General features: G+C 67.2%; 11 protein-coding genes and 2 pseudogenes. 4 read left to right on the top strand and 9 right to left on the bottom strand.

What is annotated here, in order from left to right:
• Positions 1 to 24: 24 nt before the first annotated feature.
• Positions 25 to 695 (bottom strand): annotated as a pseudogene (locus tag QQW98_RS01245) (cupin-like domain-containing protein).
• Between the two features lie 99 nt (positions 696 to 794).
• Positions 795 to 2,948, bottom strand: coding sequence for a sodium-translocating pyrophosphatase (locus QQW98_RS01240; RefSeq protein ID WP_290135758.1), 2,154 nt, complete (start codon positions 2,946 to 2,948; stop codon positions 795 to 797).
• A 249-nt stretch (positions 2,949 to 3,197) separates the two neighbouring features.
• On the opposite strand from QQW98_RS01240, the gene QQW98_RS01235 reads away from it, so the two are divergent.
• Together QQW98_RS01235 and QQW98_RS01230 are read left to right on the top strand one after the other, a co-directional pair.
• On the top strand, positions 3,198 to 3,392 hold the full coding sequence (locus QQW98_RS01235; RefSeq protein WP_290137070.1) for a hypothetical protein: 195 nt from the start codon (positions 3,198 to 3,200) through the stop codon (positions 3,390 to 3,392).
• Complete coding sequence (locus tag QQW98_RS01230; protein WP_290135756.1) at positions 3,392 to 4,357, top strand: fatty acid desaturase; 966 nt, start codon at positions 3,392 to 3,394, stop codon at positions 4,355 to 4,357. Before QQW98_RS01235 ends, QQW98_RS01230 begins: the two co-directional genes overlap by 1 nt.
• A 206-nt stretch (positions 4,358 to 4,563) precedes the next feature.
• Here QQW98_RS01230 and thiL read toward each other — a convergent pair whose 3' ends face one another.
• From thiL to hisG, 4 genes are read right to left on the bottom strand one after another with little or no spacing between them, the layout of a single operon-like run.
• On the bottom strand, positions 4,564 to 5,445 hold the full coding sequence (gene thiL, locus QQW98_RS01225) for a thiamine-phosphate kinase (RefSeq protein ID WP_290135755.1): 882 nt from the start codon (positions 5,443 to 5,445) through the stop codon (positions 4,564 to 4,566).
• The gene (nusB, locus tag QQW98_RS01220) at positions 5,446 to 5,910 is read right to left on the bottom strand and encodes a transcription antitermination factor NusB (RefSeq protein WP_290135754.1); all 465 of its coding nucleotides are present in this window, start codon (positions 5,908 to 5,910) and stop codon (positions 5,446 to 5,448) included.
• Positions 5,907 to 7,199, bottom strand: a complete 1,293-nt coding sequence (gene hisD / locus QQW98_RS01215) for a histidinol dehydrogenase (protein ID WP_290136819.1) — start codon at positions 7,197 to 7,199, stop codon at positions 5,907 to 5,909. The genes nusB and hisD overlap by 4 nt, the downstream gene beginning before the upstream one ends.
• Positions 7,199 to 7,858: an ATP phosphoribosyltransferase gene (gene hisG / locus QQW98_RS01210; protein WP_290136818.1), complete on the bottom strand. Its 660-nt coding sequence runs from the start codon at positions 7,856 to 7,858 to the stop codon at positions 7,199 to 7,201. The genes hisD and hisG overlap by 1 nt, the downstream gene beginning before the upstream one ends.
• 42 nt (positions 7,859 to 7,900) lie before the next feature.
• Between hisG and QQW98_RS01205 the strand changes: the two are divergent.
• Positions 7,901 to 8,251: pseudogene (locus QQW98_RS01205) on the top strand (DUF2332 family protein); the annotation flags it as partial.
• A gap of 103 nt (positions 8,252 to 8,354) precedes the next feature.
• Positions 8,355 to 9,005 carry a DUF2332 domain-containing protein gene (locus QQW98_RS01200; RefSeq protein WP_290135753.1) on the top strand — a complete coding sequence of 217 codons (651 nt, stop codon included), beginning with the start codon at positions 8,355 to 8,357 and terminating at the stop codon, positions 9,003 to 9,005.
• A gap of 28 nt (positions 9,006 to 9,033) precedes the next feature.
• Here QQW98_RS01200 and QQW98_RS01195 read toward each other — a convergent pair whose 3' ends face one another.
• Genes QQW98_RS01195 through QQW98_RS01185 form a run of 3 tightly spaced genes read right to left on the bottom strand, consistent with a single transcriptional unit; the run spans position 9,034 to position 11,623 of the window.
• The gene (locus QQW98_RS01195) at positions 9,034 to 9,924 is read right to left on the bottom strand and encodes an alpha/beta fold hydrolase (RefSeq protein WP_290136817.1); all 891 of its coding nucleotides are present in this window, start codon (positions 9,922 to 9,924) and stop codon (positions 9,034 to 9,036) included.
• A gap of 5 nt (positions 9,925 to 9,929) precedes the next feature.
• On the bottom strand, positions 9,930 to 10,736 hold the full coding sequence (locus tag QQW98_RS01190) for an SDR family NAD(P)-dependent oxidoreductase (protein WP_290135752.1): 807 nt from the start codon (positions 10,734 to 10,736) through the stop codon (positions 9,930 to 9,932).
• Positions 10,733 to 11,623, bottom strand: coding sequence for a pirin family protein (locus QQW98_RS01185; RefSeq protein WP_290135751.1), 891 nt, complete (start codon positions 11,621 to 11,623; stop codon positions 10,733 to 10,735). The genes QQW98_RS01190 and QQW98_RS01185 overlap by 4 nt, the downstream gene beginning before the upstream one ends.
• Positions 11,624 to 11,630: the final 7 nt, after the last annotated feature.

The following is an 11,630-nucleotide window of genomic DNA, read 5'->3' as shown; positions in this document are numbered from 1 at the left end:
GCGCGCTGCGATGGCGGGGCGGGCCTATCGGGTCAAGCGCGCCTTTCGCAACACCTTCCAGCCGAGCGACCTGGCGCGGTTGGCATGCGGCCAGCGGCCCGGTGCTGCGGGGCGCAGGCCGATCCGGCGCAGCACGGCGTTGAAAGCGCGCGCCTCGCTTTCGGCATAGCTCCACTCGCTCCGCCAGGTGATCGACAGGCTGATCGAGGACGCCGGGCCGTTGCGCACGAAGTGCGGCGCCATGACGGGCACGAACAGCGCATTGCCGGGCGACAGGGCGAACTCGGTGCCGTGGGCCAGCATGTCGTCGCTCCACGTCAGTTCGCGCGGGCCGCCGGTGTGATAGGCCTCGTGCACAGTATCGGGCGCGAAGCGCGTGTCGCCGGAGGGGAACTAGGTCATCGCCTTGGTCCCTTCGAGCTGGAGCAGAATATTATGCTCCGGATCGAAGTGATACGGCGTCACCGCATTCGGGCTTGAGATGAAGACGAAGGCTTGCGGGGTCAGCATCGCGCCGGTCCTTGCCTCGAGGGCGAGGCGCAATTCGCCCAGCAGCCGATGGGCAGGTCGCCGCGATTGTATTTGATCGAGCGTTCGGGGAGCTGGACGACCAATTGCGCAAGAGCGTCGAGAGCGAGGAGCGGATGGTCGCGCAAGCCGAAGCAAGGTTTAATCGTGTCGCTCGCGTCCCCCAACCCGACGGAGGCGGCGGCAATCGTTAACGCCGCAAATGCGAAGGCCCCGCCCGGCGCGAACCGGACGGGGCCTTGCCTTGGCCGAATTGGGCGTTTCGATCAGCCGTGGGCCAGCGCGGCGAGCAACAGCAGCGCCACGATGTTGGTGATCTTGATCATCGGGTTCACGGCTGGGCCGGCGGTGTCCTTGTAAGGATCGCCGACCGTGTCGCCCGTCACGGCGGCGTGGTGGGCATCGCTGCCCTTGCCGCCGTGGTTGCCGTCCTCGATGTATTTCTTGGCGTTGTCCCATGCGCCGCCGCCGGCGGTCATGGACAGGGCCACGAACAGGCCGCCCACGATCACACCCAGGAGCAGGGCGCCCAGCGCCGCGAAGGCATTTTCCTGCCCGGCAATGGCGAGGATCGCGAAATAGACCACGATCGGTGCCAGCACCGGCAGCATCGACGGCACGATCATTTCCTTGATCGCAGCCTTGGTGACGAGGTCCACCGTGCGGGCATAGTTGGGACGGCTGGTGCCTTCCATGATGCCCGGGTCGCCCGCGAACTGTTCGCGCACGTCCTTCACCACGTCGCCAGCCGCACGGCCCACTGCGGTCATGCCCATCGCGCCGAAGAGGTAGGGCAGCAATGCACCCAGCAGCAGCCCGACGATGACGTAGGGGTTCTCGAGTGAGAAATCGACGTCGGCATCGGGGAAGAACTCCGCGAGGTCGGTGGTGTAGGCGGCGAACAGCACCAGTGCGGCGAGGCCGGCCGAACCGATGGCATAGCCCTTGGTCACGGCCTTCGTGGTGTTGCCGACGGCGTCGAGCAGGTCGGTCTTTTCGCGGACGCTGTCGTCAAGGCCCGCCATCTCGGCGATCCCGCCGGCGTTGTCCGTCACCGGACCGTATGCGTCGAGCGCCACGACCATGCCGGCCAGCGCCAGCATCGCGGTTGCGCCATAGGCGATGCCCATGAGGCCGGCGAGCTGGTAGGCGATGATGATGCCGGCCACGATCACGATGGTCGGCAGGGCGGTCGATTCAAGGCTGATGGCGAGGCCCTGGATCACGTTGGTGCCGTGGCCCGTTTCCGATGCCTTGGCGATCGATTTCACCGGGCGGTAGTTGGTGCCAGTGTAATATTCGGTGATCCAGATGATCAGGCCGGTGATGACGAGGCCCAGCATCGCGGACCAGAACAGGTCCATGCCGGTGAAGCTGGCGAGGGCGGCGGTGCCTTCTTCTGCCAGCGGCGCGCCGGGGTCGACATTGCCCAGGTTCTCCCCGCCGCCGATGGCCGTGGTCATGTCGCCGAGCGCCCAGTTGGTGACGAGGTATATGAGCGGGATCGCGAGCACGGCGGTGGCGATGAAGCCTTTGTACATCGCGCCCATCACGTTGGTCCCGCGGCCGAGGCGGACGAAATAGGTGCCGATGATGCTGGTGACGATGCAGGCACCGCCGATCAGCAGCGGCAGCGCCATCAGCGGCAGCAGCAGGTCGCCCACGCCGGTGAGCAGCAATGCGGTCAGCACCATGGTCGCGCCGACGGTCACGACATAGGTTTCGAAAAGGTCGGCGGCCATGCCGGCGCAGTCGCCGACGTTGTCGCCCACGTTATCGGCGATCACGGCCGGGTTGCGCGGATCGTCTTCGGGGATGCCCGCTTCCACCTTGCCGACCAGGTCGGCGCCGACATCGGCAGCCTTGGTGAAGATGCCGCCGCCGAGGCGCGCGAAGATTGAGATGAGCGAGGCACCGAAGGCGAGGCCGACCAGCCCGTCCACTACGACGCGGCTGTTGGGCTCCATACCCATCGGCCCGATCAGGACGAGGAAGAACACGGCGATGGCCAGCAGCGCGAGCCCGGCGACCAGCATGCCCGTGATGGCCCCTGCGCGAAACGCGATGGTCAGGCCATGCTGCAGCCCGCTTTGTGCGGCAGCTGCGGTGCGGACGTTGGAGCGGACCGAGATATTCATCCCGATATAGCCCGCCACGCCCGACAGAACTGCGCCGATCAGGAAGCCGACGGCCGGGACCAGCCCGAGGAACACGCCGACCAGCACGGCCACGACCACGCCGACGATGGCGATGGTGGTGTACTGGCGGTTGAGATAGGCCTGCGCGCCCTCCTGGATCGCGCCGGCAATTTCCTGCATCCGCTCGTTGCCGGCACCGGCCCCGAGCACCTGTCGACTGGTGACGAAGCCGTAGAGCACGGCCAGCACACCCAGCGCGATCGCTGTGTAAACGAATATCATCGGGTTGTACCCCTCTCCCAGATCACATTGATGTGAAATGCCCCCTCGTGAAAGCGGGGGGCGTTGGGGCAAGGGGTATAAGCAAAGGCGGGGGCGGCGCAAGCCCCGCAAACCGCCGGTTTCTCACAGTCCGCCCGCATGCATTCTCCGCCCGGCTGCGCGCGCGATCCAGCATCGGGACATTAACCCAAATCGTTAGCGATGTTAGGTTTCTTGCGGGGCGCGATGGTTTCCATTATCTTAACCGTCATGGAAGGGGCCGCAAAGAAACTCATGGCGATCATGCCGTTCCTGTTCGGGATCGGCTTCATCGCACCGCTGACCGCGCAGCTGCTGGAACGGTTCGGCCATTCCGGCCCGTTCGGGTTGAGCGCCGTCGCCTTCGGCCTGCTGTTCGGCGGCACCTGGGGCCTCGTCGCGAACATCCGCGGGCGGTGGCTGTAATGGATACGATCCGGCAGCCGGGCTATGCGGACGAGGCGTTCACCGCCGACGTCGAAGCGGAAGTCGCCGGCCTTGCGCTGCGCGGCGGGAACGATCTCGACAAGCACACGCGGGTCGACCTGCTGAAGCAGGAACGCGCCATCGCCAGGGAATTCCATAGCGGGCGGATGTGGCCCTATGTCGTCGCGGCGTGGGGCGGCTTTGCGCTGTGGGTCAGCCTGTTCCCGCTCACCATGCTGGGCATCGTGCCGCTCTGGCTCGCCTGCATCGTCGCCTGTGTTCTGGCGACCGGCGGCTATGTCACCAGTCACGAGGCGATGCATTCCAACATCGCGCGGCCGAATACGAAATATCGCTGGGTCAACGAATGGGTCGGCAAGGTCTCGACGATCCCGATCGTCTTCCCGTTCTCGATGGCGCGGCTGATGCACCTTGAGCATCATTACCACTGCAACGACCCCGAAAAGGACCCGGACTATACCGACGAGGCGCCGAGCGCAGCGTGGGCCTGGTACAAGACGTGGTACAACCGCCAGCCGGGCGTCGACGGTTCGATCCACCACTACAAGCGCATCCTCGCCGGCATGGGCACGCCGGAGGCAAAGAAGGCGCTGAAGGACACGCTGCTGCTGCAGCTGTTCTTCATGGCGACGCTCTTCACGCTGGCGTGGAACGGCTATGCGCTGGTGGCCGCCGCGGTCTGGTGGCTGCCGCGCCATGTCGGCCTCAGCTACATTCGTTTCTACCTCAGCTGGGCGCCGCACCACCCGCGCGAAGGCAACACCAGCCGCTATGACACCACGCGTATCTTCAAGAGCCGCCTGGGCCACACGATGAGCATGGGGATGGAAACCCATCTCATCCACCACCTCTATCCCGGCATACCGAACCACCGCACCAAAGAGGCGTATTTCGCGCTCAAGCCGATCCTGCAGAAGCGCGGCGTGGACTGTTCGGCGCTGTAACAACCTAGCTTCGGCAAAGGCTCATCGTCCGCAAAGACGGTAAACCCACCCCGCTGCGACTAGTGAGCAAGCTCACAAGTCTCGCTGCCCCTCCCTTGAGGGAGCGAGCGGGGCTGTCCGACCATCCCCCGGATGGTTGGACGGGCGCCCCGCTGGGTGGGTGTGCGGCGCTCGCAATCGGCGATAGTCAGGCTGTGATACGCTGATTAGCCGTGCTGGTACCCGAGGCCGTCGGGGCGCTCGAAAACCTCTCCATCCACCGAGATGCCCGATCCTGCCTCGACCGTGCCGATGCGGTGGATAGGCCATTCCGAGGTGAAACCCGCAGGCGCGGTGAAGAGCAGTTCGTAATCGTCACCCCAGCGCAGCGCTTCGGCGCGGCGGTGTTCGGGCGCGCCCAGCGGGACCGCGCCGCTCTCGATGAATAGGCGGACCCCGCTCGCCTGCGCCATGCGCCACGCGTCGAGCAGCAGCCCGTCGGAAATGTCCATCATCGCGCCGACATGGGGCGCCAGATCGATGCCTTCGTAAGTGCGCGCTTCGGGCCGGCGATAGGCGCGCGCGGCGGCGCTGCGATCGCGGGACAGTTCCTCGAACGCGGTCATCGCCGCGCCGATTTGGCCGGTGACGAAGATCGCATCGCCGGGGCGGGCTCCGTCACGTCCCGGGACAGGGCAGTGCCGCGCCTTGCCGATGGCGGTCATGGTGAAGCTGCGCGGTGCGCCTTCGGGCATCAGCACCGTGTCCCCGCCGAGCACGTCGGCCTGGCAAGTCCCCAGCGCGGAGACGAGCCCCGCGGCAAACCGCGCATCGTCCAGCGTGACCGAATGGCTGACCAGCACCGCAAGCGGTTTCGCGCCCTTCGCCGCCAGATCCGACAGGTTCGCCGCGACAAGGCGCCAGGCGATGTCAGCCTCGTCCATGTCGGGCAGCAGGTGGACGCCTTCGACCAGCGTGTCGCAAGTCACGACCAGCGTTTCGCCGCCGATCTCTATGATCCCGGCATCGTCGCGCAGGTCGCGGGCGCCCGGGGCAAGCGGGGCCACGCCCCGCAGCATGTCGATAAAGGCGAATTCCGCCGAGGGCACCTAGGCGCGCACAGCCTTGCCGACACGGTCGAGCACGCCGTTGACGAATTTTGCCTCGCGGTTCTCGAAGAAGGCTTTTGCGACGTCGATATATTCGCCGATCGCGGTGCCGGTGGGCACGTCGGGGCGGGCCATCAGCTCGTAGGCGCCGCAGCGCAGGATCTGCAGCGTCGTGCGGTCGAGGCGCGTCAGGCTCCACCCTTCGGCAAGATAGCCGGCCAGCAGCGTGTCGATTTCCTCGCGCCGTGCATCCACGCCGCGCACGATATCGTCGAAGAATTCCACCTCGGCTTCGGCCAGTTCCATGTCGTCGATGACTTCGCCCAGCCGGTGCTGGTGGAATTCGTCGAGCAGCCGCGCCAGCGCGGTCTTTTCCATATCCATCTGGTACAGCGCCTGCACGGCGGCGAGGCGGGCGGCAGAGCGGGCCGTTGAGCGATGGGGCGATCGTTTGTTCTGGGTCATTTGAGGCGCAATTCTATCGAGCGGGCGTGGGCCGGCAGCCCTTCCGCGTGGGCAAGGCGGGCGGCGGCGGGGCCGATGGCGGCCAGCGCTTCGGGCCCGCTTTCGAGGAAGCTGGTCCGCTTCATGAAATCGGTCACCGACAGCCCGCTGGAAAAGCGCGCCCGGCGGCCGGTCGGCAGCACGTGGTTCGGCCCGGCAACGTAATCTCCGACCGCTTCGGGCGTGTGCCGGCCGATGAAGATGCTGCCCGCATGGCGGATGCCGTCGAGGAACGGCTCCGGGTCGGCAACCGAAAGCTCCACGTGCTCGGCAGCAAGGCGGTTGGCGAGCGGGATGGCGTCGGCCAGCTTCTCCACCACGATGATCGTACCGTGATTGTCCCAGCTCTGCCGCGCTACGCGCTCCGTGGAGAGCTGGTTAAGCTCCATGCCGATTTCGTCCTGCACCAGGCCGGCAAGCAACGTGTCGTCGGTGACGAGGATCGACTGGGCCGCCGGATCGTGCTCCGCCTGGCTGAGAAGGTCGGCGGCGAGCCAGCGCGGATCGCTGTCCTTGTCGGCGATGACCAGGATCTCGCTGGGGCCGGCGACCATGTCGATGCCCACCGTGCCGTAGAGCTGGCGCTTGGCCTCCGCCACCCAGGCGTTGCCGGGGCCGGTGATGACGTCGACCGGGCGGATGCGGCTGGTGCCGTAGGCGAGCGCCCCCACGGCCTGCGCGCCGCCGATGCGCCAGATTTCGTCGATGCCGCACAGATGCGCCGCCGCCATCACCAGTTCGTTCGACAGGCCCTTGGGCGTCGGGGTGGCGACGACGATCCGCTCCACCCCGGCAACCCTTGCCGGGATCGCGTTCATCAGCAGCGAGCTGGGATAGCTCGCCCGCCCGCCGGGCACGTAGAGGGCTGCCGCATCGACCGGCCGCCATTTCGCGCCCAGCCTTACGCCCGCATCGTCACGATAGTCGCGGTCCTGCGGCAGCTGCGCCTCGTGATAGGCGCGGATGCGGTCGGCGGCGAGGGTGAGGGCATCGCGCAGCGACGGATCGAGCGTGTCCCACGCCGCCTCGCACTGGCGCGGCGTGATCCGCCAGCTGGCGAGGTCCGCCGTCAGCGAGTGGCCGTCGAAACGCTGGGTGTAGTCCTCCAGCGCCCTGTCGCCCGCATCGCGGACCTGGGCGAGGATGCCCCGCACGTCCTGCGACACGTCGTCGCCGGATTCGCGGCGGTCCTTCACCAGCCGGTCGAAGCGCTTGGCGAAATCGGGATCGCTTGCGGAAAGGCGCTGCATCATGCGGCCTTCCTTTCGCTTGCGATGGCCCGGAACCGTTCCACCAGCGCGCCGACGCGCAGGTCGGTCTTCAGCGCGGCGCGGTTGACGATCAGCCGGGCGGTAATGTCCATGATATGGCCGGTTTCGACCAGCCCGTTGTCCTTCAGCGTCTGCCCGCTGGAGACGAGGTCGACGATCCGCCCTGCAAGGCCGAGCGAGGGCGCCAGTTCCATCGCGCCGTTCAGCTTGACGCATTCGGCCTGGATGCCGCGCTTCTCGAAATAGCGGCTGGTGATGTTCGGATACTTGGTCGCGACGCGCAGGTGGCTGGCGCCGCTTGTGTCTGCCGCGCCGCCTTTCGGTTCCGCCACGGCGAGGTGGCAGTGCCCGATGTCGAGATCGACGGGCGCATAGAGGTCCGGATAATCGAATTCCTCAATCACGTCCGATCCCACGATGCCGACCTGCGCCGCGCCGTGGGCCACGAATGTCGCCACGTCGAATGCGCGCACGCGGATGATGCGCATGTCGCCGCCTTCGGTGGCAAAGCTCAGCGCACGGCTGGCCTTGTCGTGAAAGGCGGCATCGGGCACCACGCCCGCGCGCGCCATCAGCGGCAGCGCATCGTCGAGGATGCGCCCCTTGGGCACTGCGAAAGTCAGGCTGTTGCTGGTCATGCGCGGCGGGATAGGGTGAGGCAGGGAAAAGGGCAATCGTGCATGAGTGAAGGCAGCACAAGTGCTGGCGAACGCTATGAGGTAATCGATCCGCTGGCGAGGGGGCCGGAGGCAATCGACCGCGCGTTCGAGAACCAGGTGGCTTATTGCCGCGACAACGGGGCGGATATCACGGCCTGCGTGTGCGCGGGCCTGCGCGCGTTGCTCGATACCGACCGCGGCGGCGCGACGATGAAGCGCGTGCGCCGCTGGTCCGGGCCGCCGCTCGCCGATGCCCTGCCGCTGCGGCTGGCAGGCGGCCTGCACGCGCTGCACTTGTCGGGCGACGAGCCGGCGCTGGAGCCGCTCTACACCGGCCAGCGCGTCACCGACGTGGCCGACTTGCTGGCCGATATTATCGAGCGGCACGACTACACGCTGCCCGTCTGGCTCGACGGTCCCCCCCCAAACGAACGAGGCGGGCCGGTCCGCCAATTATGCCGCCGCGCTTTTGTGGTTGGCGGACAAGGGCCTGCCCTCGCAATTCGCGCTGAACGAGATCGGGTCGAGCGCGGGCATCAACCTGATGATGCGGTGCTATCGTTACGATCTCGGCGGCACGACGATGGGGCCGTCGCTGTCCTCCATGCAGCTCGCGCCCGAATGGCGCGGCGATGCGCCGCCGCAGGTCGGAGTCGATATCGTCGCCGCGCGCGGTTGCGACATTGCGCCGGTGGATCTGACCGATCCCGCCCAGGCGCTGCGCCTGCGGGCCTATATCTGGCCGGAATTTACCGCCCGCTTTGCCCGGATGGACGCCGCCATCGCCGCCGCGCAGACCATGCCTCCCGAAGTCGCGCGCCAGAGCGCCGATGCTTTCGTGGAAGCGATGCTGGCGGAGGAGCCGCAGGATGGTGTCACCCGCGTGCTCATGCACTCGGTCGTGTGGCAATACGTGCCCGAAGACCAGCGCCGCCGCGTGACCGAACTGATGGAGGCCGCCGGCGCCGCTGCCACCGCGGATGCCCCGCTGGCATGGGTCTCGCTGGAGGCGAACCGCGACACCCACCGTCACGAACTCACCGTCCGGTACTGGCCCGGCGGGGAGGAATGGACCCGCCTGGCCACCGCGCACCCGCACGGCGAATGGATCGAGTGGCGGGGGTAGGCGCGCGCGCGTTGGGCGCGAGGCGGGATTAGCGGGCGAGAAAACGCTCCATCGCCGCGTTGACCTTGTCCGGGGCTTCCCACGGGACGAAGTGGCCGCAACCGTGGACTTTCTCGATGGTGAGGTCGTCGACGAATTCGTCCAGCCCCTCGATATTCGCAGCGGGCAGGGCAAGGTCGTCCATCGCCCAGATGACCAGCGTCGGGATGGCGAGGTTGGGGATGGCGGGAGGGGTGTAGTCCGCCGGCACCTCGTAGGGCGCATCCAGCGGGGGGACCTGCACGGGCGAGCCGCGATACCAGTTCAACATCGCCATGGCGGCGTCGCGGTCCTGCCAGTCGGCGAGCAGCGCCTCGCGCTCTTCCGGTTCCATCGCGCTCGGGCGGTCCCAGCGCACGGCCTTCAGCAAAATGCCGACGAGTCCGTGTTCGCGCACGAGCGCGTCGTTCGCCGGATCGCGGAATTCGCGCATATACTGGCTCGCCTCGCGCTGCGCCCGGTCGGTGAAGAGCAGGCGCTGGAACACGAGCGGGTGGGGCGCATTGGCGATGATCGCGCGGGTTACGCGGCCCGTCATCTGGCCGCCGATGGCAGTGCCCCAGGCGATCGCGCCGCCCCAGTCGTGGCCGACCACGGTGAATGTCTCCACCCCCAGCGCATCGGCGAGCTGGAAGACGTCGCCGATCAGCTTGTCGGGCGTGTAGGCGGCGACCTCCGCCGGTTTCGAACTGCCGCGATAGCCGCGCTGGTCGGGCGCGATGCAGCGATACCGGTCGGAAAAATGCGCGATCTGATGCCGCCAGGTGCGATGGCTTTCGGGGAAGCCGTGCAGGAAGACCAGCACCTCGCCGTCCCTGGGGCCGGTGTCTACCACATCCAGCTCGATACCGTTGGCGAGCGTAACGCGGGTTTGCTCCATCGCGCTCAATCCTCCGCTTCCATCTTTTCCATGTAGCCGCTCGCCACCATGGCGGCCATCTGGTCGAACATCGCATCTTCGGTGCGGCGGGCTTCGCCCATCTGTTCCTCCACCCCGCGCGCGACGATGATCTCGCGCTCGCCGCGCCCGATGGCGTCGAGGATGGCGAGGGCGGCCTCGGCGGGCGGGATGCCGTTGTCGATCACCTTGTCGCTGCGCCCGCGCGCCGCGCCGCTGCCGGACAAGGCGTTGCGGCTGACGTCGGTGGCGACCGATCCGGGCGCGACGACATGGACGTCCACTCCCGATTGGGACAGCTCCGCCCGCAGTGTATCGGCATAGCCGATCAGGCCGTGCTTAGCCGCGCAATAGGCGCTGCGCATCGGCACGCCGACCTTGCCGGCGATGGAGCTGATGAAGACCAGCCGCCCCGATCCCCGCTCCACCATGTGCGGCAGCAGCGCCTGCGTCAGCGCGATGGGGGCCATCAGGTCGATGTCGACGATGTGCTGGTAAACCGACAGCCGCGTGTTGATCGCCCGGCTGCGCTGGGAGATGCCGGCGTTGTTGACCAGCGTTCCGACACCGTCTTGCCACGCCTTGGCCTGCTCGACCGCTTCTTCCATCGCGGCCCGGTTGGTTGCCTCGAACGGCAGGATAAGCGTGTCGGACGCGCACTCCGCCGCCGTTGCTTCCAGCGCATCGACGTTGCGGCCGGAAAGGATGACGGGCTCGCCCGCCTGCGACCATGCTAGCGCGAGGGCGCGGCCGATGCCGGACGAGGCGCCGGTGATCCAGACGCTGCCACTCATGGGTAGCTCACCGTTTTGGGCACGTCGGGCAGGGGGATGTATTCCTCCTCGTCACCCGGGACCTTGGGGAAGGCCCCGCTTTGCCACTGTTCCTTCGCGTGGTTGATGCGTTCGCGGTCGCTGCTGACGAAGTTCCACCAGACGTGGCGCTGCGTCGCAAAGGCTTCCCCGCCCAGCAGCATCGCCCGTCCGCCGGTTCGCGAGGTGAGCGTCATCGCCTCGCCGGGCTTCAGGACATAGAGCGTATAGAGCTCCAGCCCTTCGCCATCGAGGCTCGCTTCGCCGCCCACCAGCATCACGGCGCGTTCGTCCGCCCCGGCGTCGATCGGCAGGCTGCCGCCCCCGGCAAGGACGATTTCGGCATAGATCGTCTCCGCATGGGTCGTGGTCGCCGCGCGCTTTCCCCACAGGTCGCCCATGATGACGACTGCCTTGGCGCAATCGTCCTCGACAATCGGAAGATCGCTGATCGCTTCGAAGGCAGGTGCGATCTCTTCCTGCCCGTCCGGCAGGGCGAGCCAGGTCTGCATGCCGTAGAGCTTCGGTCCCCTGTCGCGCTCGTCCTGCGGGCTGCGCTCGGAATGCACGATGCCTGTGCCGGCTGTCATCAGGTTCACCGTGCCGGGCCGGATGGTGGAGAAACTGCCGATGGAATCGCGGTGGTCGATCGCGCCCTCGAACAGCCAGGTAACGGTGGCAAGGTTGATGTGCGGGTGCGGGCGCACGTCCATCCCGCTGCCGATGTCGAGATCGGCGGGCCCGAACTGGTCGACGAAGATGAACGGCCCCACCATCGTGCGCGGCCGCCCCGGCAACGCGCGGCGAACCTTGAAATCGCCGAGATCGTGGGTCGTCGGTGTGATGGTCTGACAGAAGAGGTCTGACATCGGGCTG

Origin of the sequence: Alteriqipengyuania flavescens, from assembly GCF_030406725.1 — a bacterium.
Lineage (GTDB): Bacteria > Pseudomonadota > Alphaproteobacteria > Sphingomonadales > Sphingomonadaceae > Alteriqipengyuania_B > Alteriqipengyuania_B flavescens.
Note: the sequence above shows the minus strand (reverse complement) of the source record. Positions and strands in the feature narration are given on the sequence as shown.